Consider the following 22564-nt stretch of genomic DNA (forward strand, 5'->3'; position numbering starts at 1 on the left):
GAGTCGCAGTCACTTTTGCGCGTGCGACCCGGCGGAACCGGCAATGGCGCAGGCTTCCTCGAACTCCCTGACGGTTTCCTCGGTATTGTCCTCGGGCAGCACCGCGTCCGCAGCGTCCTCCGATGCCACCGCCGCGCCCTCGTAGACGTAGGACTGAATGTAATAGGCCAGTTCCCCCTTCCACACCTTGCGGCCGTCGATCTGACGGCAGGCAACCGCAGTTTCGAAATCCGCCTGCAGTTCCTCCATCGTTGCCGTTGTCGGAACGATATCCGAAGGCGCCACGAGCGTGGCGATCAGCAGGGCGGCGAACATTGTGGGACTCCTCCGGGGCGATCATCAGGAAACGGATGGGCGGTTTCGCTGGTTCCCAAAATAGAGGATGGATATCGCTCGGAAGGAAGAGGGATTTGCGATCGATGGCATTTTATCGAACGCCGATGTGTATAGGCCACACCCAAGGCGGAAAGAGCCCCTCGCAAACTGCGAAGGGCCCGTGTTCTCACGCGTAGTGGTTGTTACTGAATGACCTGGACGACCGTGTAGGTCTTCGGGTCAACGATCACGCGCTGCTGATTGACCACCGCATAGGCGTAAGCGGGGTTTTCAGGAACCGGCGTCAACATAACCGTCCGCGGTAGCGGTTTGCCGACCACGATCGGCTGCTCGATCCGGATCGTCTCGGCCGGGATCGGCTGCTGCTCGACATAGGCAACGACCGGTTTCGGCGGCGGAGAAAGAACCGCGCCGGCGGCCAGACCAACTGCGCCGCCGATGGCTGCCCCGACCGGGCCGCCGATGATTGCGCCGGTGGCGGCTCCGCCTGCGGCGCCCGTCACGGCAGCGTCGTTATCCCCTGCAAGTGCGGGCGCGGCAAAGACACCGGCCGCGATCACAGAAGCTACAAAGATCTTGGCTTTCATCTGTCGTACTCCCTTGCTATGGACGCCAGTAAAACTCTGGGGGATTTCATTTGTTCCTTGATTTTGTTTTCGTGAATTACGAGAGATCTCTACGGTAACAGTTCGTTAACGATTGAAAAACTTGTGAATGCGACACTGTGCGCGGGGGTTTGCAATATTTTACTGCTGCCATCGGGCGGCTGGCCATGTTGCGCCCCTCGCGCGCGGCGCCCACTCCACTTGGCGCACTCTTCTCGCGGCGGCACCGCACTTGCGCCGCCTTGCGAAGACCCTTGTAATTTCGAAACGCTCGCGACCGCAGCCGAGCTCAGCTAAGCCCGAAGAACGACAAGATAGCGATCACGATCACGATCAGGCCCACGAGATAAATGATCTGGTTCATGTTGCCTCCTTTCCTGGCACAGGAACGGGCGGCGCCGCGGGTAGGTTCCAAGGGGGCGCCTGAAGCGGGGCTGATTGTGGCAGGCAGACCTCCGCGGGGCGGCGGTTCAAGCTTCGCAGTGGCTCTTAGGGCGGCCCCCGCCCGGAGCGATGCAGCGCCTTTCCACTACCTGAGCAACCTTTTGCGACAGTTCCTCGAGCGTTGCCATAACACGGTTCACCTGCGACAGCGTCGTCGCTCCGTCGTCCCCCCGGCAGGATGCGGTTGGAAGTCAATATTGCCCAAAATGGCGACTTTTTGCCGCGCAAAGGCTCGAATGAGGGTAAGTCGGCAGAGGCTTTCCCCTGGGGAATCCGATGGAATTTGGCTCGTCAGCTTCATGCACCATGATCTGGGATATATCGACCTGGAGCAGAGGACTTTGCAAACCATCGACAACCCGTTCGGCGCGAGGTTGTCACCCATGTCTTAGGTACGTTCTGTTACCTATGTCTTCGGGCTGGACAAGAGTTGCATGGTGAGCGCGCAGGGATTCGAACCCTGGACCTACTGATTAAAAGTCAGTTGCTCTACCGGCTGAGCTACGCGCTCCCGTCGCCCGAGCGTAACGCTCGGCGGAAGTGGGCGGACATATGCACGCGCCTGTCGTGCCGGTCAACCCAAAAATGACGGGAAAGCAGGATTTTCGGGCATGCATTTCTGAGAAAAATGGGCGATTGCGAGCCCATGAGTGCCGGTCGGCGCGGGGAGCGCAAACGGGGCAGCGGGGACCTCGGCGTGCGGCAATTTGGTCGCCAAAAGGTGATTGGTTTCGCGCTATATATGACGATAAGAGAGTGGCGAGCCCGAGTGCCGGAGTATCTGAACCTTGTCGATTGCCGATATATCCATCTGGACTGCGATTCTCGCGGGCGCACTGTCCTTTCTCTCGCCTTGCGTCCTGCCGCTCGTTCCTCCCTATCTCTGCTATATGGCGGGCGTTTCCGTCGATCAGTTCCGTGGCGGCGATGCCGCGGCGATCGGGAACACACGCAGGGCCGTGATGTTCGCGGCGCTCTTTTTCACGCTCGGCTTTGCGACCGTTTTCGTTGCGCTCGGGGCGGGGGCTTCGTCGATCGGCCTGTTGCTGCGGCAACATATGGACGTGCTGTCGCGCGTCGGCGGTATCATCATCATCGTCATGGGCCTGCATTTCCTGGGTGTCTTCCGCATCGGCCTGCTTGCCCGAGAAGCGCGTTTTCACGGCGGCGGTAAGCCGGCGACGATGTCGGGCGCCTATGTCATGGGGCTCGCCTTTGCCTTTGGCTGGACACCCTGCATCGGCCCGGTGCTCGGCACGATCCTCGGCGTCGCCGCGGCGCGCGACACCGTCGGCGATGGTGCCCTGCTGCTTGCGATCTACTCGCTCGGCCTTGCGGTTCCGTTCTGGGTGGCTGCGGGCTTCTCGGGGGCGTTCATGCGCTTTCTTTCGCGCTTCCGGCGCCATCTCGGGCTGGTCGAGAAGCTGATGGGCATGTTGCTGGTTGCGGCCGGGCTCGCCTTCCTTTTCGGCTTCGTCAGCACCGTGGCGATCTGGTTCCAGCAGGCTTTTCCGGTTCTCTCGCAGATCGGCTGATTAGAGCATGATCCGACCGGAGTGAAACGAGGATGCGCTCTAGAGCGAGAAGGCCGATCAGGCGCTCCTTCTGGTGAACGTCTCCCGCAAGCCCTCCTTGAGCGATCGCAGGGCGCTGCCGGGATGAATGCCTTCGCGCATCAGGAGGCCCCGCAGCGGTCCGGCGGAGGAAAGAAGCTGGAGCCCGACGGCCCGCATCGCCTGGACGGGCAGGAAGCTCGAAAGCAGCGACCGGTTCAAGAGGTCGACGCTCGCCGTCCTGCTGAGGATGTCCATACGGCGCTCTCGGTCAAATCGGTCGCCGGCATCGGCCGGCAGGCGGCCTTCGGTCGCCGGGCCCACGAGTTCGACGGCCGTCATCACGTCGCGAAGGCTGAGGTTCAATCCCTGCGCCCCGATCGGTGGGAAGGCGTGCGCAGCCTCCCCGACGAGCATCAGGCGGCCCTTGCCGAAGCGTCGGGCGATCATGCCGGACAGCGGGAAGGACTGCGGCTTACCTTCGGCGGTCACCTGCCCAAGGATCGAGTGCAGCCGCTCCTCGATAGTGTGCGACAGGACCTCCAACGGCAGTTTCACGGTTTCTTCGGCATCGCGCGGTTTCTGGACCCAGACGAGGCTCGAGCGGTTGCCGGGCAGCGGCACCTGCGTGAATGGTCCGCTTGGCGTATGGAATTCCGTCGACACGTCCTGGTGCGGCAGTTCGTGCGCGAAATTCAAAACGACCGCCGCCTGCGGATAGGACCATGTGAGCGTGTCGATATCCGCCGCTTGCCGGACCGCCGAGCGCCGGCCATCGGCGCCGACGATCAGGTCCGCGGTCAGCATGCGGCCGTCCCCGAGGCCGACGCGCGCTTCGACATCGCCCAAATCGAAGACCGTCGCCGCCACGGCGATGCGATCCAGCGTGGGCAGGCTCGCTTCGCATCTTTCGAGGATCTCGAGGAAGGGCGCATTGGGGATGTTGTAGCCGAACGCCTCGAGGCCGACTTCCGCTGCGCGGAAATTGACGGGCGGCGCCCGCAGCAACCGCCTCGTATCGTCGATGATGTGGATCGCGACCAGCGGTGCCGTCAGCGGCGCGACCTCGTCCCAGAGTTCGAGCTCTTTCAGATATTCGATCGATTGGTCCATCAGGGCCGTGGTGCGCCCGTCCGCAATCGCCGGACGTGGACCGACCAGTGCGACGCGATGGCCGTGGCGGGCTAGCGCGACCGCGGACAGCGAGCCGGCAAGTCCGGCGCCGATGATGACGATGTCGTAGTGATCCATGGCCGACGAGACCTCTTGTCCGAGCGTTTGGCCGCCCCAATTCTCCATTACCGGGTTTGTTCTACTCCGTTAGCCTGTTGAAATAAATGGGTTCAATCCGGGCAGGTCGCGTTCGGCGCATGTCCACAGGACAATTCCGTTCCGGGCTTGACGCAGGCTAATTTTGCTGGCGGTGCCCCACAAACGGTGCATATTACCGGCTGTCGGGCAGCGGTGATCTCGGCACCGGTCGAAATGAGGGATGGGCGACATTCAAAGATGAAATTCTTCAACTATAGACGCGTGCCCTATGCCGAAATCCGCGCCTTTTCCGTGCATATCCTGACGGCGTCCGGCTCGTTCCTGGCCTTTCTCGGTGTTGTGGCGGCGGCCGAGCATCGCTTTGTCGATATGTTCTGGTGGCTGGGCCTCGCCCTGCTCGTCGACGGGATCGACGGGCCGATTGCGCGCAAGGTGCAGGTGAAGGAAGTGCTGCCCAACTGGTCGGGCGACACGCTCGACAATGTCATCGACTACGTGACTTACGTCCTGCTGCCGGCCTTCGCGCTCTACCAAAGCGGCATGATCGGCGAGCCCTGGTCCTTTGTCGCGGCCGGCGCAATCGTGGTTTCGAGCGCCATCTACTATGCCGACATGGGTATGAAAACAGACGAATATTTCTTCTCCGGTTTTCCGGTCGTGTGGAATATGGTCGTCTTCACCCTGTTTGTTATCCAGGCGAGTGAAGTCACGGCGTCCGTTGTTGTTTTTCTGTCTGTGGTGCTGACCTTCCTGCCGGTGAATTTCCTGCATCCGGTGCGGGTGCAAAGGCTGAGATCGCTCAATCTCGGCGTCTTCCTCGTCTGGTCGGTGCTCGGAATGTATGCGTTGCTGCTGCATTTCGATACGCCGCCCTGGGTGGCGCTTGGCGTGGTGGCGACCGGGATCTATCTCTACGTCATTGGTTTCATTCTGCAGCTGTTCCCCAATCTCGGGCGTGTTTAGGAGTTGGTCATGGCACAGGCGATCGTTGTCCGCGAGCTCGGCGGACCGGAAGTTCTGAAGATGGAAGGCGTGACGCTGGCGCCGCCCGGACCGGGAGAGGTGCAGATCCGCCAGGTGGCCATCGGCCTGAATTTCATCGATGTCTATTTCCGCACCGGGCTCTACAAGTCGGCCAAGGGCCTGCCCTTCATTCCGGGCAAGGAGGGCGCGGGGATCGTCACGGCCGTCGGTGACGGCGTCAGCTTGTTTTCGGTCGGTGACCGGGTGGCCTATGCCTCCGCGGACGGCGCCTATGCAAGCGAACGCAATGTGGAGTCTTCGCAACTCGTCAAGGTTCCGGACGGCATCAGTCTCGAGACGGCCGCGGCAATGATGCTAAAGGGCATGACCGCGCAGTATCTCCTGAACCAGACATTCCAGGTGGGCCCGGAGACGACCCTGCTCTTTCATGCGGCCGCCGGCGGCGTCGGCCTCATTGCCGGGCAGTGGGCGAAGGCGCTCGGTGCAACCGTGATCGGCACGGCGGGATCGCAGGAGAAGATCGAACTGGCGCTCGCCCATGGCTACGACCACGTCATCAACTACAACACCGAGAACTTCGTCGACCGCGTCAAGGAATTGACGGCCGGCCGGGGCGTCGACGTCGTTTACGACTCGGTCGGCCGCGACACCTTTCCAGGCTCGCTCGACTGCATCAGGCCGCGCGGCCTGTGGGTCAGCTTCGGCAATTCCTCCGGCCCGGTGGACGCGTTCAATATCGGCATCCTGGCGCAGAAGGGATCGCTCTTCGCCACCCGGCCGACCCTCTTCGGTTATATCGCGACGAGGCCCGCGCTGGAGGCATGTGCAAATTCCCTGTTTGATGTTGTGCAAGGCAACAAAGTGCGTATCAATATCAATCAGACCTATCCGCTCGCCGAGGCCGGCCGGGCGCATACGGACCTCGAATCAAGAAGAACGAGCGGAACGACATTGCTGATTCCCTGAGCGTTGCTGAAACGGGCAGGGATATGAGGGGAAAGAGGGCAGCGTGCCTCTAAAGGGATCAAATGCGAGCGGTCCGTTGCTGGCCGTGCGCAACCTGACGAAATTCTTTGGTTCGTTCGCCGCCTGCAGCGCGATCGATCTGCACATAGAGCCCGGAGAAATCCATGCCCTCCTCGGAGAGAACGGGGCGGGGAAGTCGACGCTGGTGAAGATGCTGTTCGGCGTGTTGGCGCCGACGGCTGGCGAGATCCGGTGGAAGGGCGAGGCCGTCCGCATTGCGAGCCCGGGCGACGCGCGAAAGCTCGGCATCGGCATGGTGTTCCAGCACTTTTCCCTGTTCGAGGCGCTGACGGTTGCCGAGAACATCGCGCTGTCCATGGACAGGAATGTTTCGTTGGCGCGGGTTGCGGAGGAGGCGTCGCGGCTCTCGCATGCCTACGGCCTGCCGCTCGATCCGAAGGCGCATGTGGCCGACCTTTCCGTCGGCGAGAGGCAGCGCATCGAGATCGTGCGGGCGCTTCTGCAGAATCCGCAATTGATCATCCTCGACGAGCCGACCTCGGTCTTGACGCCGCAGGAGGCCGATCGCCTGTTCGAGACGCTGCACAAGCTGAAATCCGAAGGCCGCTCCGTGCTCTATATCAGCCACCGCCTCGAGGAGGTGCAGCGCCTCTGCGACCGTGCCACGGTCTTGCGGCACGGCAAGGTGACCGGCGCCTGCGATCCGCGCGCGGAAACGCCCGCCTCGCTTGCGCGCATGATGGTCGGCAGTGACGTCGCGGCCGTCACCCCGGAAGGGACCAGCACCAAGGGCGATGTGCAACTGGAGGCGCGCCATCTTTCGGTGCCCGCGCGCACGCCCTTCGCGGTTTCGCTGAAGAATGTCTGCCTCAAGGTGCGGGCGGGGGAAGTGCTGGCGATCGCAGGCGTCGCCGGCAACGGCCAGAGCGAGCTTTTCGATGCGCTTTCGGGCGAATATCCGGTGCCCAATAGCGATGCCGTCCAGATCCGGCAAAAGCCGGTCGGAACGAAGAACATCAATGCACGGCGGCTGATGGGGGCCGGCTTCGTGCCGGAGGAGCGACACGGGCATGCAGCGGTCTCGGCGCTTTCGCTCTCCGACAACCTTGTTCTCGCACGCAATCAGTCCGACCGGCGCGCATTTCTCGGTGGTGGCTTCCTGAAGATCATCCGCCAAGGCGCGGTCAAGGCGGCGACCAAGCGCATTTCCGAGGCGATGGACGTTCGCAAGAGCGGCGAGGATCCGCCGGCCGGCTCGCTTTCGGGCGGCAATCTGCAGAAATTCATCGTCGGGCGCGAGCTCGACCGGCAGCCCGCCGTGCTCGTCGTCAACCAGCCCACCTGGGGCGTCGATGCGGGCGCCGCCAGCCGCATCCGGCAGGCGCTGGTCGATCTCGCAAAGGCGGGATCCGCCGTCCTGGTGATCAGCCAGGACCTCGACGAAATATTTGAAGTAGCGACAGAGATCGCGGTGATCAGCGAGGGGCGCCTTTCCAACGCCTATCCGGCCCGCGAACTTTCGCGCGAGAAGATCGGCCTGCTGATGGGCGGCATTCATGGCCCCACGGAAAGTGCGGGAGCGGCACATGCGCATTGAACTCGAAAAGCGCGCCAAGGCCTCGACGCTCTATTCAATCCTGTCGCCATTCCTCGCCTTCGCGCTGACCATCGTCCTCGGCGGCATCATGTTCGCGCTTCTCGGCAAGGACCCGGTGACCGCGCTCTACAGTTACTTCGTCGAGCCCTTGATCGAGGTGTGGTCGCTGCATGAGTTGGCGATCAAGGCCGCGCCGCTGATCCTGATCGGCGTCGGCCTCTCCGTCTGCTTCCGGTCCAACAACTGGAATATCGGCGCCGAGGGCCAGTTCATCATCGGCGCGATCGCCGGCTCGATCCTCCCGGTGGTCTTCCATGGGTGGCACTCGGCTTTGATGCTGCCGCTGATGCTTCTCATGGGCATCATCGGCGGCGCGCTCTTTGCCGCGATACCCGCCTTCCTGAAGGCGCATATGAACACCAACGAGATCCTGACGAGTCTGATGCTGGTCTATGTCGCCCAGCTCTTTCTCGATTGGCTGGTGCGCGGCCCCTGGCGCAATCCGGAGGGAATGAACTTTCCCGAAACCCGCAGGTTCGCCGCCGAGGCGATCCTGCCGGAAATGCTTGCCTCCGGACGTGCGCATTGGGGTTTCGCCTTCGCCATCATCGCGGCGCTGCTCGTCTGGTTCATGATGCGTTACACGCTCCGTGGCTTTGAGATCACCGTCCTTGGCCAGTCTGCGCGGGCCGGGCGCTTCGCCGGCTTTTCGTCGCGTAAGATGATCTGGTTCTCGATGCTGTTTTCCGGCGCGCTTGCCGGGCTCGCGGGCATTGCGGAAGTGAGCGGCGCCATCCAGCAGTTGCGGCCGGTGATTTCGCCCGGCTACGGCTTCACCGCGATTATCGTCGCCTTTCTGGGGCGCCTCAATCCACTCGGCATCATCGCCGCCGGCCTCGTGCTGGCGCTCACCTATCTCGGCGGCGAGGCGGCACAGCTGTCGCTCGGCGTGTCGGACAAGGTGACGCGCGTCTTCCAGGGCCTGCTGCTGTTCTTCGTACTCTCCTGCGATACGCTCATCCATTATCGCATCCGGCTGGTATGGGAGAGATTTTCGGCAGCCAAGTTGGATGAGGCGCACTGATGGGCATCGTCGAAGCAATTCTCCTGAGCGTCATCACCGCGGCAACGCCGCTGGTGCTTGCGGCCGCCGGCGAACTCGTCGCAGAGCGGTCCGGCGTGCTCAATCTCGGTGTCGAAGGCATGATGATCATGGGGGCGGTCTGCGCCTTCGCGGCCACCCAGATCACCGGCTCGCCCTATCTCGGGGTTCTTGCCGGCATTGCCGCGGGTGCCTTGTTTTCGCTCCTCTTCGGCGTCCTTACACTGACGCTTGTTGCCAACCAGGTGGCGACCGGTCTGGCGCTGACGCTGCTTGGCCTCGGCGCGTCCGGCATGATCGGCGAGAGCTTTCTCGGCATGCAGGGAATCAAGCTGCAGCCGATTGCCATTCCGCTCCTGTCGGAAATCCCCGTCGTCGGTCCGCTCCTCTTCCGGCAGGATGCGATCTTCTATCTTTCGATCGCGATCGTTGCCGGCGTCCATTGGTTCCTGTTTTCAAGCCGCGCCGGGCTGAAGCTCAGGGCGGTCGGCGACAGCCATGCCTCGGCGCATGCGCTGGGTGTCGACGTTATCCGCACCCGCTATCTGGCGGTTCTCTTCGGCGGCGCCTGTGCCGGCCTCGCGGGTGCACAGCTCTCGCTGGTCTACACGCCGCAATGGGTGGAGAACATGTCGGCCGGCCGCGGCTGGATCGCGCTGGCGCTCGTGGTGTTTTCGTCCTGGCGGCCGTGGCGTGTGGTCGCGGGCGGCTATCTCTTCGGGGCCGTCTCGATCAGCCAGCTTCACGCGCAAGCCTTCGGCATCGGCATCCCGTCGCAGTTCCTTTCTTCGCTTCCCTATGTGGCGACAATTGTCGTACTCATACTGATATCGCACAACCGGCGGATGACCTTGATCAATACGCCGGCATCGCTCGGCAAGCCGTTCGTGCCGGATCGGTGAACAACAAGAACCAGACGGCTATTCTCGAACCGACAGAGGTCAAAAAATGAAAAAACTACTCCTCGCCCTCGCAACCACGACAGCGGTGCTCGGATTTGCAGCGGCTGCAAGCGCACAGGAAAAGGCCAAGATCTGCTTCGTCTATGTGGGCTCCAAGACCGATGGCGGCTGGACCCAGGCGCATGACATCGGTCGCCAGCAGGTTGAAAAGGAGCTCGGCGACAAGGTCGAAACGCAGTTCCTCGAAAACGTGCCGGAAGGACCTGATGCCGAGCGCGCCATCGAGCGCCTGGCACGCTCGGGCTGCGGCCTGATCTTCACCACGTCCTTCGGCTTCATGGATGCGACGATCACCATCGCGCAGAAATTCCCGGACGTGAAGTTCGAACATGCGACCGGCTACAAGACCGCGCCGAATGTCGCCACCTACAACAGCCGTTTCTATGAGGGCCGCTACATCCAGGGCCAGATCGCGGCGAAGATGTCGGAGAAGGGCGTCGCCGGCTACATCGCGTCCTTCCCGATCCCGGAAGTGGTGATGGGTATCAATTCCTTCGTGATCGGAGCCCGCTCGGTCAATCCCGACTTCAAGATCAAGGTCATTTGGGCCAACACCTGGTTCGACCCGGGCAAGGAAGCCGACGCCGCCAAGGCGCTGATCGACCAGGGCGTCGATATCCTGACCCAGCACACCGACACGACCGCGCCGATGCAGGTCGCCGCCGAACGCGGGATCAAGGCATTCGGTCAGGCGTCGGACATGATCGCAGCCGGTCCTAAGACGCAGCTGACGGCGATCGTCGATACCTGGGGTGCCTATTACGTGAAGCGCGCCCAGGCGTTCCTCGACGGAACCTGGGAATCGACCTCGAGCTGGGATGGCCTCAAGGATGGTATCCTGACCATGGCGCCCTACACGAACATGCCCGATGACGTGAAGGCAATGGCTGAAGCGACGGAAGCCAAGATCAAGTCCGGCGAATTGAAGCCCTTCACCGGCCCGCTCAACAAGCAGGATGGCAGCCCGTGGCTCAAGGAAGGCGAGACCGCCGACGACGCCACGCTTCTCGGCATGAACTTCTATGTCGAGGGCGTGGACGACAAGCTGCCGCAATAAGCTGCACCCGCCGATGGTGATTGCGCCTGAAAACCCCGCGCTCCAACGCGGGGTTTTCTGCTGCATAACGCCTCTGCGGCCCGCACGCGAGACTTTCAAGAATCGCATATTCGATCTAGAGTTTATATGCGATTGTTCTGATGTGGCGTGAGCAACTGCGCCCGTGACCGGGAGGGGAGGGGTGAAGAGCTTGCTTGAGACCGTGATATCCGGGACGCCGAAACGGACGAGCCATGCGCAGGTGGTGGATCAACTTGGCAAGGCCATCGTTTCGGGGGAATTTCCGGTCGGGAGCATATTGCCGGGCGACCCAGAGCTGGCTGCACGCTTCCGGGTGTCGCGGACGGTCCTGCGGGAGGCGATGAAGACGCTTGCCGCCAAGGGCATGGTCGTTCCGCGCGCCCGAATCGGCACGCGTGTCACGCCCCGCAAGGAGTGGAACCTGTTCGACGCGGATATCCTGACCTGGCATTTTGCTTGCGGGGTGGACGAGGAATTTCTCCAGCACCTCAGCGAGGTGCGCCTTGCCTTCGAGACCCATGCCGCCGCACTTGCGGCTAGAAACGCGTCCGATGCGGAAATCGCCACGATGATGCGCCTCGCGGTGGCGATGGGCCATGCGAATCATACGGCGGAAACGCTCGCCGAGGCCGATCTCAAGTTCCATCTTGCGCTTCTCGATGCATCCGGAAATCCGTTCCTCAGGACGGTCGGCAGCCTGATCGAGGCCGCCCTCGTCGGTGTTTTCCGGCTGAGTTCGCCCACGGACGATGTAGGCGGCATCGACGAGGTTGCGCAGAATCACATCCACATCGTCGAGGAGATCGGCAAGAGGGACGAGGCCGGCGCCCGGCAGGCGATGGAATACGTCATCCGATACGGGCGCGACCGCATCCATCGGGCATTGCACGCCGAAACAGGCGAGGGGGCGTGACCCGCTGCATCACCACCTGATCTTGCCCTGACCTCTATTCAGGCCTATCTGGAGAGCAGCCGCTCCGGATCGGGCAGCTTCCCTCAACGGTAATCGGGATCATGTCCGAGTTCTTCGTCATCTTTCTGCTCCTGCTGATCAACGCCTTCTTTGCGCTTTCGGAACTTGCAGTCGTCTCGGCAAGCAAGCCGCTGCTGCGCCAGATGGTGAAGCAGGGGAACCGGCGCGCGGAAGGCGCGCTGAAGCTCGCCGAGGATCCAGGCAAGTTCCTGTCCACGGTCCAGGTCGGAATTACGCTCGTCGGCATTCTGGCGGGCGCCTATGGCGGCGCGACCATAGCCGCAAAATTAGCACCGGTGCTCGATCAGGTGATGTGGATCAACCCCTATGGCAACACCGTTGCGGTGGCTCTCGTCGTCACGCTCATCACCTTCCTGTCGGTCGTCATCGGCGAGCTCATTCCCAAGCAGATCGCACTGCGCAATCCTGAAGGACTGGCGCTCTTCGTCGCGACCCCGATGACCTGGCTTTCGCGATTTACGGCGCCGGTCGTCTATGTGTTCGAGACTGCTGCAGCTCTCGCGATCCGGCTGATGGGCATGCGGCCGGATGACGTCGATCGCGTGACGGAAGAGGAAGTGCAGGCCATCATGGCGGAGGGCGTGGAAAGCGGCGCCATCGAAAAGAGCGAGCATGAGATGTTGCGGCGGATCATCCGCCTCGGCGATCGCAGCGTCAAATCGATCATGACTCACCGGACCGAGGTGAGCTTCATCGACGTTGCCGACAGTCCGGAGACGATCGGCCGCAAGGTCCGTGACTTCGGCCACTCGCGCTACCCCGTGGTCGAGGGCCCGACCGGCGAGGTGATCGGAGCGGTCCTCGTCAAGGAGATATTGAACGCGCCTTTGGCTCCGCCCTTCGACCTGCGCGACTATGTCCGCGAAATCCTGACGCTTCCCGAGACCGTCTCCTGCCTGAAGGCGCTCGAGGCATTCAAGACTTCGCCCATCGACATGGCAATGATCGTCGACGAATATGGCAGCATGGAAGGGATCATCACCACTGCCGACATACTGGAGGCCATCGTCGGCGTGATGCCTTCGAACTACGACGACGCCGAGCACGCGCCGATCCGCCAGCGCGAAGATGGCAGCTATCTTATCGACGGCCGGACGTCGATCGATGAAATCAATCTGCAAATCGGTATTGAAGGCATCGATCCGGACGCCGATTTCGAGACGATAGCCGGCTTTCTCGTGCATGAACTGCGCAAGTCCCCGGAAGAGGGCGACCGGGTCGAGGCCTATGGCTATCGCTTCGAGGTCGTCGACATGGACGGCCGACGCATCGACAAGATCCTCGTCAGCCGCGGCCCGGAAGACAGTCCGGCCTGATCGGCAATAGGTGAGGGAAAAGGCCGAGACACGGAGGATTCTCTCGGCGCCGCATGATGGCAAAAAATGGCCGAACTCGAGTTTATGCGCTCCGCGTCTTATACGGGTTCCCGCAGCTTCAGCACCGGACATAAATCTCCGGTCGCGGCAGCGGGTGCTTGCGGCGGTCGAACGATCAAGCCGTCCGATTGCGCGAAGATCTTGGTCATCGACGAATCCTGGCGCGAGAAGGGTTCCGCCAGGAGCGAGCCGTCGGGCCCGACAGTGAGGCGCGCGCGAATGTAGTCCTGGCGGCGGTCGTTGGCGGGCAAGTCCGCGGCGAGACGGGCGGTGGTCAAGCGGGAGCGCGGAGGAAGATGTGCGAGCTTCCGGGTCAAGGGTTCGAGGAATAGCAGGGCGCAGACAAGGCTCGAGACCGGATTGCCCGGTAGTCCGAGCACCGTGATTCCAGCGAGCTCTCCCACCATCAACGGTTTTCCCGGCCGCATGGCGATGCGCCAGAAGTCAAGCGTCATGCCGCACCCAAGAAGCGTCGACTGAACGAGGTCGTGATCGCCGACGGAGGCGCCGCCAAGCGTGACGAGCACATCAATGTCGGCTGATTGAGCCTCGGCAACGGCAGCAGCGATTGCGGCGCGGTCGTCCGCGACGATGCCGAGGTCCAGAATCTCCGCGCCATTTTCGCGCGCGATCGCGGCGACACCGAACGTGTTCGAAGCGATGATCTGGTCGGGGCCGGGCGAACTGCCGGGGGGCAAGAGCTCGTCGCCGGTGGCGAGGATCGCGATCCTCGGACGCCCAAATACCGGCAGGCAGTCGTGGTTCATGCTGGCGGCGAGCGTCAGTCGGCCGGCATCGAGCACGCTTCCGCCGAAGAGCGCCAATTCCCCCGCCTCGAAATCCTGGCCGGACAGGCGGATATGACGCCCCTTCGCGGGCGCGAAGAGTGTGCGGACACGCGCGCCTTCAAGGATCTCGATATCCTCCTGGACGATGACGGTATCTGCGCCGGTGGGAAGGGGCGCGCCGGTGAAGATGCGCACGGCCTCGCCGCGCTTCACCTCGCCGCGAAAACCGCGTCCCGCGGCGGACTGACCGATAACCGCCAGCTCCGCGCCGATCTCGGCGATGTCCTCGTGGCGGACGGCATAGCCGTCCATGGCGGAATTGTCGAAAGCGGGGTGGGTGAGGCGAGCGGCCAAGTCTTCAGCGAGAACACGGCCAAGGCAGTCATGCAATGCAAGCCGTTCCGTTTCCTCGCGCGGGCGGGCCTTGGCAAGAACCCTGGCCAGGGCCTCTTCGACCGGAAGCAGGGACATCAGCGCCGGTCCCCCTCGCGCCGATAGTCGCCCGATCGGCCGCCCGACTTGCTGACGAGCCGGACGCCGCCGATCTCCATCTCCCGATCCGCGGCCTTGGCCATGTCGTAGATCGTGAGGCAGGCGACGCTGACCGCCGTCAGCGCTTCCATTTCGACGCCGGTGCGCCCATTTAGCTTTGCCATCGCCTCTACCCGCAGGCCGGGCAGCGCGGCGTCCGGAGCGATATCGACCGAAACCTTGGTGAGCATCAGCGGGTGGCAGAGCGGTATCAGGTTCGCCGTCTGCTTGGCCGCCATGATGCCGGCAAGCCGGGCGGTGCCGATGACGTCGCCCTTCTTGGCATCGCCTTCGAGGATCAGGGCCAAGGTTTCCGGCCGCATTCGAACGAAGCCTTCGGCGACGGCAACGCGGACCGTTTCCGCCTTGTCGCCGACATCGACCATGTTGGCTTCGCCGGTACTGTCGATATGGCTGAGTCGAGGTTCGTTCATTCTGCTGCCAAGGCGTCGTCCGCGCCGGTCAACAGCGCGCGCGTCGCCGCCTCCACGTCGCCCTTTCGCATCAGGCTTTCGCCGACGAGAAAGGTGGTGATCCCGCTCTCTTCGAGGCGTCGGCAGTCGGCATGGGTGAAGATCCCGCTCTCGCCGACAAGCAGCCGATCGGCCGGAACCATCGGCGCCAGGGCTTCGGAAACGGCAAGGTCAACCTCGAAGGTCCTAAGGTTGCGATTGTTGATGCCGACGAGAGGCGAGGACAGGCGAAGGGCCCTTTCCATCTCGCCTTCGTCATGGACCTCGATGAGCACGTCCATGCCGAGCGCGATGGCGGCGTCTTCGAGGCGGTGGGCGTCGTCGTCGGATAGCGACGCCATGATCAACAGGATGCAGTCGGCGCCCCAGGCACGGGCTTCGAATACCTGATAGCTGTCGAACATGAAGTCCTTGCGCAGCGCCGGAAGCGGCGAGGCGGCGCGCCCCGCCGTCAGATATTCCGGCGCACCCTGGAAGCTCGGCCCATCGGTCAGGACCGAAAGGCAGGCCGCCCCACCTGCAGCATAGGCTTCAGCGAGCGCCGGGGGGTCGAAATCCGGACGGATCAACCCTTTCGAGGGGCTCGCCTTCTTGATCTCGGCGATGAGGCCGAACTCGCCCTTCTGGCGTCGCCCGGCAAGGGCCGCATGAAAGCCGCGCGGAGCCGATTGATCGGCGATCCGCGCCTTCAATTCATCGAGCGGCATGCGCGATTTCGCGGCGGCGATCTCCTCGCGCTTATAGGATTCGATCTTGCGCAGAATATCCGTCATATCCTCTCCTCAAGCGGCATTGGAGACGGTGATCAGGCGCTGCAGGGCGGTTTTGGCTGCACCGCTCGAAAGCGATAGGCGCGCAACCGTCATGCCCTCGGCGAGATCCTTGGCGCGTCCTGCTATCATCAATGAAGCGGCGGCGTTCGCAAGCGAAATGTCTCGATAGGCGTTCTCCTCGCCATCGAGCACCGCCTGCAAGGCCGCCGCATTATGCGCTCCGTCGCCGCCCTTCAGAGCATCGAGCGTGACAGGGGGGAGGCCGAAATCGGCAGGTGTCAGTTCGAAACTCCTGATCTTGCCGTCCTCGAGCGCCGCCACCCTGGTAACCCCGGTCGTGGTGATCTCGTCGAGGCCTTCGCCATGGACGACCCAGACGCTTTCGGAGCCGAGATCACGCAAGACCTCGGCGATCGGATCGACCCATTGCGGCGCATAGACGCCGACGAGCTGCCGTTTGACGCCGGCCGGATTGGAGAGGGGACCGAGCAGGTTGAAGATCGTCCTCGTGCCGAGTTCGACGCGGGTTGGCCCCACGTGGCGCATCGCCGAATGATGCTGCTGGGCAAACATGAAGCCGACGCTGGCCTCGCGAATGCAGCGGGCGATCGCTTCTGGGCCGATGTCGAGCTTGACCCCGAGGCAGGAGAGCGCGTCCGCCGTACCGGATTTCGAGCTGAGCGCCCGGTTGCCGTGCTTGGCGACAGGGACGCCCGCGCCGGCGACGATGAGCGACGCCAGCGTCGAAATATTGTAGGTGCCCGCGCCATCGCCGCCGGTCCCGACGATGTCGATCGCATCTTCCGGGGCTTCGACCGGCAGCATCCGCGCGCGCATGGCTCCGACGGCGCCGACGATCTCGTCGACGGTTTCGCCGCGGACGCGGAGCGCCATGAGAAAGCCGCCGATTTGCGAGGGTGTCGCTGCCCCGGACATGATGATCTCGAAGGCGGAGCGCGCGTCGTCGCGGCTGAGGGCCTCACGCGCCGCGACCTTCGCAACGAACGGCTTCAAATCACTCATGCGTCACCCCTCACTGCCGCGCCAATGCCTGCTCGGCCAGCGTCTGATTGATCGATACGCCATAGGCCGCCTGCAACGTGGACACCATCTGGTCGAGAATGTCGTCTCCGCTGGCGCGGGCGATCGCCTCGATCTGGCGGCTGTCGTCATCGAGGGCACTGGCCGGCGCACTCTCGTCCACCGCCGTCACCCGAAGGAGGATCTGGCCGTCGCCGTCGATCCCTGGTGCATTGGCGACATGCCCGTTCGGACCGCCGAAGGCTGCGATGATCGCCGCCTGGCTGAGCGCCGCATCCTCAGTCGAGCGCTTCAGTCCGGTTTTGCTTTCGATCGACAGGCCGAGCTCGGTTGCGATATCGGCAAGCGTTTCGCCCTTCTCGACACGCTCCTTGAGTTCGGCGGCCTTGGCAGCGAGAGCCACGCCCTGCTGTTCGGCGGTCCAGTCGGCCGCCACTTCGTCGCGCACCTCCTCGAGGCTCCGATCGCGGGCGGGGATCACCTCTTCGAGGTCGAACCAGAGGTATCCGTCGCGTCCGATGTTGACTGCGAGCGTGTCGAGACCGACCTCGGCCTTGAAGACCTCCTGGAGCAGTTCGCGCTGCTGCGGCAGACCGGTTACGTCGTCGCCGTTCTGGTCCTTGCCGGTGGCATCTATCGCATCGACGGTGACGAGCTTCAGATTCAGCTGTTCGGCCACTTCCTTGACGGGCACACCTGCGGCGCGTTCGTCCTCGATCTTGGCGTGGAGACCAATAAGCTGGTCCCGCGCGGCGTCGAGAGCGATCTCCTTGCGCAACTCGTCCTTCACTTCGTCGTAGCTGCGAACGGTTTCCGGGCGGATGTTGGTGACGCGCAGGATGACGGGGCCGAATGCCCCCTCGACGACCGGCGTCACGCCGCCATCGGCGGGTACGGCGAAGGCGGCATCGGCAACCTTGGGGTCGGGCATGCTCTCCTTGGTGAAGTCACCGAGAAGAACGTCGCCGGCGCTCTTGCCTTCGTCTTTGATCAAGTCGTCGAATGAGGTGCCGGCGGCAAGCCTTGCCGCCGCGGCGTCGGCCGCTTCGTGCGAGGGGAAGGCGAGCTGCTCGATGGTTCTCGTCCCGGGCGAGCGGAACCTTTCCTTGCGCTGCTCGTAGTCGGCGCGCACTTCCTCCTCGGAAATGCTCTCGGGCGCGGCGAGATCTTCCGGCTCGAGCTTGATATAGCTGAACTTGCGATACTCCGGCGCGCGATAGTTCGCCTTGCGACTTTCGAACCAGGGCGCAAGCACGTCGTCGCCCGGAGCCTTGACCGCATCGATATTGGCGTTCGAGAGCATCAGATAGTCGATGCTGCGGGTCTCGTGACGGTACTTGCCGACCGCCTCGGCAAGTACGTCCGGAGCCTTGTAACCGTCTGTGATCGCATCGACGACCTGCGAACGCACCGCCACCTGGGCGCGGTTGCGGATGTAGTCCTTTTCGGTGAGGCCCGCATTGCGAAGCACGCTTGAAAAGGTCAACCGGTCGAACTGGCCGCTGGCGCTGTGAAAGGCCGGATCTTCGCCGATGAGCCTTGCGAGCCGGTCCTCGGAGAGGCCGAGATTCATGTCCTCGGCGAGTTGGTCGAGAGCCGCGCCGGCGACGAGCTGCGAGTAGACTTGCGCCTCGACGCCGAAGGCACGCGCCTGCTGCCGCGTAAGCGGCATGCCGAGCTGTCGCGACAGAAGGCTGCGCTGGCGCTCATAGGCGAGGCGGAAATCGCTGGCCGATACCTTGACGTCGCCGACGGTAACCACAGCGTCGGACGCGCCCCTCACCATCATCGTCTGACCGCCCCACACCATGAATGAGAGGATGAGAATGGCCATCAGGCCTTTGACGACCCGCGTCCGGGCGGCATTTCTCAGGGAATCGAGCATGGGGGCAGAAAACCTCGTTGCAGTACAGCGGCATAGAGCCGAACGAGTTCGTTCCTTAGAACAAACCGGACGGGAATTGAAGGGCGCTATGATGCAAATTGCTTGATCCGTTCGGACTTGGGCGCTTGACCGGCTCGCTCATGCGTATTCGGCCATCTCATGGCTGCCTGTTTCCTGCGAAGCGACGATCGGCGGGGTAGGCGCAAACAGGAAAGAGCGTGTCGATTTCGTTAGCCGGCAACTGAAAACGATCTATAGGATTATCCGCTTTCCCTTATAGCAATTGGTCGGGAATCGTGTCTTCGATAGTGCTCCAGCAATCCCATTCTCCGTGGCCCTTACGGAACTAATGCCATGCAATCCACAATCGTGATGGTCAATCTTTTCGGCGCTGTTGCCCTGCTGCTGTTTGGCCTTTCCCTCGTCAAGGAAGGTGTGACGCGCGCTTTCGGGGCGCGGTTGCGGGCTGGCCTCGCGCAGGGGACCGACGGACCCTTGCGGGCATTCGCGACGGGTCTCGTTGCGACGCTCGCGCTTCAGAGCTCGACCGCTACGGCCTTGATGACCGCGTCCTTCGTCGAGAAGGGCCTGGTGCGCTCTCGCATGGCGCAGATCGTGCTACTCGGCGCCAATATCGGGACCGCGATGACGGCCTGGATCGTTGCACTCGGGATCGGGTGGCTATCGCCGCTGCTCCTGCTTGCGGGTGTCGTCACGCACCGGATGAGCCGGTCGAGCGCGCGCCAGGGCGGCGGTTATGCGCTGGTCGGCATAGGCTTGATGCTCCTGTCCCTCGAGCTCCTCGGAGCGGCAACGGCGCCGATGCGCGAATCGGAGGCGCTCGCCGCGTTTCTTGGCCTGCTCGACGGCGCATGGCCCGTCGCGACCATCATATCCGCCGGTCTCGCATTCGCCTCCTCTTCGAGCCTCGCCGTGGTCATGCTGGTGCTGTCGCTGTCCTCCGCCGGCGTGCTTTCGGCCGGCCTCACCGTCGCCCTGGTGCTTGGTGCGAATATCGGAGGTGCCATACCGCCTGTTCTCGCCACGCTTGGCTCAGCGCCGGCCGCGCGACGGGTGACGCTCGGGAATCTGGTGGTGCGCAGCATTGGCTGTTTGATCGCGCTTCCGCTCGTCGGCATAAACGTGGAATTCCTGCAGAGGCTGCCTCTGCAGCCGGAGAACCTGCCCGTCGACGTCCATCTGGCCTTCAATATGGTCGTGGCGCTCGTCGCATGGCCCTTCGCCGGCATGCTCGCGCGCGCCATGGCCCGGTTCGTTCCCGATGAGGAGGCAAGCGAACTGGGACCGCGCTATCTCGACGAGGCATCACTCGAAACGCCGGCCATGGCGCTCTCCGGCGCGACACGAGAGGTCCTGCGGGTGGGAGACCTGATCGAGTCGATGCTCATGCGTGCCTCGACAGCATTCAAGAATAACGACCTGAGCGAGCTCAACGATGTGGCCCGAATGGAAAGGCAGGTGGATCTCCTGCAGCAGGAGGTAAAGATCTTCCTGTCGAGGCTCGGACGCGGCGAACCGGACGAGGAGAACGGCCGCCGTTCGATCGTGATCATCGACTATGCCATCAACCTCGAACACATGGGCGATATCATCGAAAAAGGCCTTTGCGAGCAGATCCGCAAGAAGATCACCAACGGCCTGAAATTCTCCGAAGACGGATATCGGGAGCTGAAGAGTCTCTTCGAACTGACGATCGACAATCTCCGGATCGCCCAATCGATCTTCGTTTCGCGCAACGCCGATCTTGCGCGGCACCTGATCGAGGTGAAGGTCGACGTGCGGCACATGGAGAAGCAGTCCGCTGAGCGGCACCTGGAACGGCTGCGCGATGGTCTCGCCGAAAGCCTCCAGACGAGCTCGCTGCACCTCGACATGCTCAGGGATCTGAAGCGCATCAACGCCCATATCGCATCCGTCGCCTATCCGATCGTCGAGGAAAGCGGACTTCTGACGGAGAGCAGGCTGCGGCCGCGGGCTTGATGCTGCAGCAGGCGACCCGCGCGCGTCGCGTCATTGCGTTTTAACCGGATTAATGCGACGTGATTTGCCGACACGGCCTTGCCGCAATAACCTGTCGGTGGACAGTCGGATCAGGCGGGCGCGCAGGAAGACATGCAGCGGTTCAAAGTGCTACAGCGAGCTTTGCGCGTCTGATATGACGCGCGAAACTGTTGAAGAATACCAAGGAGAACAAGAGCATGGAACGGACTTGCCTGGCGATCATCCTGGCGGCTGGCGAAAGCACGCGGATGAAATCGGCAATGTCGAAGGTGCTGCACCCCATTGCGGGCAGGCCGATGATCGCGCATGTCGTCGACGCGCTGGCAAGCGCTTCCATTTCGGACGTGGCCCTGGTCGTCGGGCGCGACGCCGAGGCGGTCACGGCCGCGGCCGCGCATGGTGCCGCCACGGTCACTTCGTTCCTGCAGAAAGAGCGATTGGGCACGGCGCATGCGGTGCTTGCCGCGCGGCAGGCCATCGAAAACGGGTATGACGATCTCCTCGTGGTCTTCGGCGACACGCCCCTGATCACCGCCGCGCCGCTCGTCGCGGCACGCGAGCGCTTGGCCGAGGGCAACGACGTCGTCGTCATCGGCTTCCAGACGGCAGAACCGAGCGGTTACGGTCGCCTGATCATCGAGGACGGAGAACTGCTGGCGATCCGCGAGCACAAGGACGCGTCCGAAGAAGAGCGCCGCATCACCTATTGCAATGGCGGCCTGATGGCGATCGACGGCCGCAAGGCACTCGACCTTCTCGGCCGCATCGGCAATGGGAATGCCAAGGGCGAGTATTATCTCACGGATCTCGTCGAGATCGTTCGTTCGCTCGGCGGCCGCGCGATTGCCGTGGAAGCGCCGGAGGAAGAACTGACCGGCTGCAACACGCGCGCCGAGCTCGCCTCTATCGAAAGGCTCTGGCAGCAGCGTCGCCGGCACGAGTTGATGCTGGCCGGCGTCTCGATGATTGCGCCGGAAACCGTCTTTCTTTCCTGGGACACCGAGCTTGCGCAGGATGTGCTGGTCGAGCCGAATGTCGTTTTCGGTCCGGGCGTATGCGTCGAAAGCGGTGCGGTCATCCACGCCTTTTCGTATGTCGAAGGGGCGCATATTGGCGCCGGCGCGCTCGTTGGGCCCTTTGCCCGCCTGAGGCCTGGCGCGGATCTCGGTCCGAAATCGAAGGTCGGCAATTTCTGCGAGGTGAAGAAATCCGAGATCGGCGCCGGGGCGAAGGTCAACCATCTGACCTATATCGGCGACGCCTTTGTCGGCGCCGGGTCGAATATAGGCGCCGGCACGATCACCTGCAATTATGACGGCGTGAACAAGCACGTGACCCGCATCGGCGAGAATGCCTTTATCGGTTCGAATACGGCGCTCGTGGCGCCTGTGACGATTGGCGACCGAGCGCTCGTCGGCGGCGGCAGCGTGATTACCGAGGACGTTCCGGCGGACGCGGTCGCGTTCGGCCGGGCGCGTCAGGAGGTGAAGCCCGGACGGGCCCCGGTACTGCGGGAGCGGTACGAGGCGGAAAAGGCCGCCAGGAAAAAGGCGAAGGCCGCCGAATAATCTCGTTAATTATTGAAACTGAAAGTGAAATCGAAGCGGATTGTCTCGCGCGATAATATCGGTACGAAGGCTTGGGGAAGGTGGCGTGCCCACCTGACGGTCACGCTGGCAGCGGGGCGGCTCGCGATCGCTGTCGTGATCTTTACGAAACTGGCGGGGCGAGGGGCGGTGATCTGAGAATATCCCTCGTCTC

At 63.0% G+C, this 22564-nt stretch carries 20 protein-coding genes and 1 tRNA gene; 12 read left to right on the forward strand and 9 right to left on the reverse strand.

Annotation, left to right across the window (positions count from 1 at the left end):
• Positions 1 to 9 precede the first annotated feature (9 nt).
• The 3 genes from AC4P1R_RS06125 to AC4P1R_RS06135 all read right to left on the reverse strand — a co-directional run bounded on the left by AC4P1R_RS06125 (position 10) and on the right by AC4P1R_RS06135 (position 1896).
• Positions 10 to 315, reverse strand: a complete 306-nt coding sequence (locus tag AC4P1R_RS06125; RefSeq protein ID WP_069457114.1) for a hypothetical protein — start codon at positions 313 to 315, stop codon at positions 10 to 12.
• A gap of 203 nt (positions 316 to 518) precedes the next feature.
• Positions 519 to 923, reverse strand: a complete 405-nt coding sequence (locus tag AC4P1R_RS06130) for a DUF1236 domain-containing protein (protein ID WP_069457113.1) — start codon at positions 921 to 923, stop codon at positions 519 to 521.
• An 897-nt stretch (positions 924 to 1820) separates the two neighbouring features.
• Positions 1821 to 1896 (reverse strand) — tRNA-Lys (locus AC4P1R_RS06135).
• 277 nt (positions 1897 to 2173) lie between these two features.
• On the opposite strand from AC4P1R_RS06135, the gene AC4P1R_RS06140 reads away from it, so the two are divergent.
• On the forward strand, positions 2174 to 2920 hold the full coding sequence (locus tag AC4P1R_RS06140; RefSeq protein ID WP_069457111.1) for a cytochrome c biogenesis CcdA family protein: 747 nt from the start codon (positions 2174 to 2176) through the stop codon (positions 2918 to 2920).
• A 57-nt stretch (positions 2921 to 2977) separates the two neighbouring features.
• On the opposite strand, the gene AC4P1R_RS06145 is transcribed toward AC4P1R_RS06140, so the two are convergent.
• Positions 2978 to 4189: a UbiH/UbiF family hydroxylase gene (locus AC4P1R_RS06145; RefSeq protein ID WP_069457126.1), complete on the reverse strand. Its 1212-nt coding sequence runs from the start codon at positions 4187 to 4189 to the stop codon at positions 2978 to 2980.
• Between the two features lie 258 nt (positions 4190 to 4447).
• Between AC4P1R_RS06145 and pcsA the strand changes: the two genes are divergently transcribed.
• The 8 genes from pcsA (at position 4448) to AC4P1R_RS06185 (ending at position 13230) form a co-directional block, all read left to right on the forward strand.
• On the forward strand, positions 4448 to 5173 hold the full coding sequence (pcsA, locus tag AC4P1R_RS06150; protein ID WP_069457110.1) for a phosphatidylcholine synthase: 726 nt from the start codon (positions 4448 to 4450) through the stop codon (positions 5171 to 5173).
• A 9-nt stretch (positions 5174 to 5182) separates the two neighbouring features.
• Positions 5183 to 6160 (forward strand): quinone oxidoreductase family protein, encoded by a 978-nt coding sequence (locus tag AC4P1R_RS06155; protein ID WP_069457109.1) that lies wholly within the window; start codon positions 5183 to 5185, stop codon positions 6158 to 6160.
• A gap of 43 nt (positions 6161 to 6203) precedes the next feature.
• Entirely contained in the window at positions 6204 to 7778 is a 1575-nt protein-coding gene (locus tag AC4P1R_RS06160) for an ABC transporter ATP-binding protein (protein WP_069457108.1), read from the forward strand.
• Positions 7768 to 8862: an ABC transporter permease gene (locus AC4P1R_RS06165; protein ID WP_069457107.1), complete on the forward strand. Its 1095-nt coding sequence runs from the start codon at positions 7768 to 7770 to the stop codon at positions 8860 to 8862. Before AC4P1R_RS06160 ends, AC4P1R_RS06165 begins: the two co-directional genes overlap by 11 nt.
• Positions 8862 to 9782 (forward strand): ABC transporter permease, encoded by a 921-nt coding sequence (locus AC4P1R_RS06170; protein WP_069457106.1) that lies wholly within the window; start codon positions 8862 to 8864, stop codon positions 9780 to 9782. Before AC4P1R_RS06165 ends, AC4P1R_RS06170 begins: the two co-directional genes overlap by 1 nt.
• 46 nt (positions 9783 to 9828) lie before the next feature.
• The gene (locus tag AC4P1R_RS06175) at positions 9829 to 10899 is read left to right on the forward strand and encodes a BMP family ABC transporter substrate-binding protein (protein WP_069457105.1); all 1071 of its coding nucleotides are present in this window, start codon (positions 9829 to 9831) and stop codon (positions 10897 to 10899) included.
• 181 nt (positions 10900 to 11080) lie between these two features.
• Positions 11081 to 11833, forward strand: coding sequence for a FadR/GntR family transcriptional regulator (locus tag AC4P1R_RS06180; RefSeq protein WP_069457104.1), 753 nt, complete (start codon positions 11081 to 11083; stop codon positions 11831 to 11833).
• A 101-nt stretch (positions 11834 to 11934) separates the two neighbouring features.
• A complete protein-coding gene (locus AC4P1R_RS06185; RefSeq protein ID WP_069457103.1) occupies positions 11935 to 13230 on the forward strand; it encodes a hemolysin family protein in 1296 nt (431 codons plus the stop codon).
• A 98-nt stretch (positions 13231 to 13328) separates the two neighbouring features.
• Here the strand turns inward: AC4P1R_RS06185 and AC4P1R_RS06190 are convergent, their stop codons facing one another.
• The 5 genes from AC4P1R_RS06190 to AC4P1R_RS06210 are packed head-to-tail and all read right to left on the reverse strand — an operon-like array spanning position 13329 to position 18781.
• Entirely contained in the window at positions 13329 to 14549 is a 1221-nt protein-coding gene (locus AC4P1R_RS06190; RefSeq protein WP_069457102.1) for a molybdopterin molybdotransferase MoeA, read from the reverse strand.
• Positions 14549 to 15043, reverse strand: coding sequence for a cyclic pyranopterin monophosphate synthase MoaC (gene moaC / locus AC4P1R_RS06195; RefSeq protein WP_069457101.1), 495 nt, complete (start codon positions 15041 to 15043; stop codon positions 14549 to 14551). The genes AC4P1R_RS06190 and moaC overlap by 1 nt, the downstream gene beginning before the upstream one ends.
• A complete protein-coding gene (gene trpC / locus AC4P1R_RS06200; protein WP_069457100.1) occupies positions 15040 to 15855 on the reverse strand; it encodes an indole-3-glycerol phosphate synthase TrpC in 816 nt (271 codons plus the stop codon). Before trpC ends, moaC begins: the two co-directional genes overlap by 4 nt.
• Positions 15856 to 15864: 9 nt before the next feature.
• Positions 15865 to 16878: an anthranilate phosphoribosyltransferase gene (trpD, locus tag AC4P1R_RS06205; RefSeq protein ID WP_225192519.1), complete on the reverse strand. Its 1014-nt coding sequence runs from the start codon at positions 16876 to 16878 to the stop codon at positions 15865 to 15867.
• 10 nt (positions 16879 to 16888) lie between these two features.
• Entirely contained in the window at positions 16889 to 18781 is a 1893-nt protein-coding gene (locus tag AC4P1R_RS06210; RefSeq protein WP_069457098.1) for a peptidylprolyl isomerase, read from the reverse strand.
• A 354-nt stretch (positions 18782 to 19135) separates the two neighbouring features.
• On the opposite strand from AC4P1R_RS06210, the gene AC4P1R_RS06215 reads away from it, so the two are divergent.
• The 3 genes from AC4P1R_RS06215 (at position 19136) to AC4P1R_RS06225 (ending at position 22548) form a co-directional block, all read left to right on the forward strand.
• On the forward strand, positions 19136 to 20782 hold the full coding sequence (locus AC4P1R_RS06215; RefSeq protein WP_069457097.1) for a Na/Pi cotransporter family protein: 1647 nt from the start codon (positions 19136 to 19138) through the stop codon (positions 20780 to 20782).
• Positions 20783 to 21000: 218 nt separating this feature from the next.
• Positions 21001 to 22371, forward strand: a complete 1371-nt coding sequence (gene glmU, locus AC4P1R_RS06220; RefSeq protein WP_069457096.1) for a bifunctional UDP-N-acetylglucosamine diphosphorylase/glucosamine-1-phosphate N-acetyltransferase GlmU — start codon at positions 21001 to 21003, stop codon at positions 22369 to 22371.
• 24 nt (positions 22372 to 22395) lie between these two features.
• Positions 22396 to 22548 carry a hypothetical protein gene (locus AC4P1R_RS06225; RefSeq protein ID WP_165614688.1) on the forward strand — a complete coding sequence of 51 codons (153 nt, stop codon included), beginning with the start codon at positions 22396 to 22398 and terminating at the stop codon, positions 22546 to 22548.
• Positions 22549 to 22564 lie beyond the last annotated feature (16 nt).

The organism is Sinorhizobium sp. Y406 (genome assembly GCF_058732025.1).

Bases quoted from the DNA above. Each gene is read 5' to 3' on its own strand.
- AC4P1R_RS06190 (WP_069457102.1), bottom strand. From the start codon at position 14,549: ATGTCCCTGCTTCCGGTCGAAGAGGCCCTGGCCAGGGTTCTTGCCAAG.
- AC4P1R_RS06175 (WP_069457105.1), top strand. From the start codon at position 9,829: ATGAAAAAACTACTCCTCGCCCTCGCAACCACGACAGCGGTGCTCGGA.
- moaC (WP_069457101.1), bottom strand. From the start codon at position 15,043: ATGAACGAACCTCGACTCAGCCATATCGACAGTACCGGCGAAGCCAAC.
- AC4P1R_RS06155 (WP_069457109.1), top strand. From the start codon at position 5,183: ATGGCACAGGCGATCGTTGTCCGCGAGCTCGGCGGACCGGAAGTTCTG.
- AC4P1R_RS06185 (WP_069457103.1), top strand. From the start codon at position 11,935: ATGTCCGAGTTCTTCGTCATCTTTCTGCTCCTGCTGATCAACGCCTTC.
- pcsA (WP_069457110.1), top strand. From the start codon at position 4,448: ATGAAATTCTTCAACTATAGACGCGTGCCCTATGCCGAAATCCGCGCC.
- glmU (WP_069457096.1), top strand. From the start codon at position 21,001: ATGGAACGGACTTGCCTGGCGATCATCCTGGCGGCTGGCGAAAGCACG.
- AC4P1R_RS06210 (WP_069457098.1), bottom strand. From the start codon at position 18,781: ATGCTCGATTCCCTGAGAAATGCCGCCCGGACGCGGGTCGTCAAAGGC.
- AC4P1R_RS06215 (WP_069457097.1), top strand. From the start codon at position 19,136: ATGCAATCCACAATCGTGATGGTCAATCTTTTCGGCGCTGTTGCCCTG.
- AC4P1R_RS06130 (WP_069457113.1), bottom strand. From the start codon at position 923: ATGAAAGCCAAGATCTTTGTAGCTTCTGTGATCGCGGCCGGTGTCTTT.
- AC4P1R_RS06145 (WP_069457126.1), bottom strand. From the start codon at position 4,189: ATGGATCACTACGACATCGTCATCATCGGCGCCGGACTTGCCGGCTCG.
- AC4P1R_RS06125 (WP_069457114.1), bottom strand. From the start codon at position 315: ATGTTCGCCGCCCTGCTGATCGCCACGCTCGTGGCGCCTTCGGATATC.
- AC4P1R_RS06165 (WP_069457107.1), top strand. From the start codon at position 7,768: ATGCGCATTGAACTCGAAAAGCGCGCCAAGGCCTCGACGCTCTATTCA.
- AC4P1R_RS06170 (WP_069457106.1), top strand. From the start codon at position 8,862: ATGGGCATCGTCGAAGCAATTCTCCTGAGCGTCATCACCGCGGCAACG.
- trpC (WP_069457100.1), bottom strand. From the start codon at position 15,855: ATGACGGATATTCTGCGCAAGATCGAATCCTATAAGCGCGAGGAGATC.
- trpD (WP_225192519.1), bottom strand. From the start codon at position 16,878: ATGAGTGATTTGAAGCCGTTCGTTGCGAAGGTCGCGGCGCGTGAGGCC.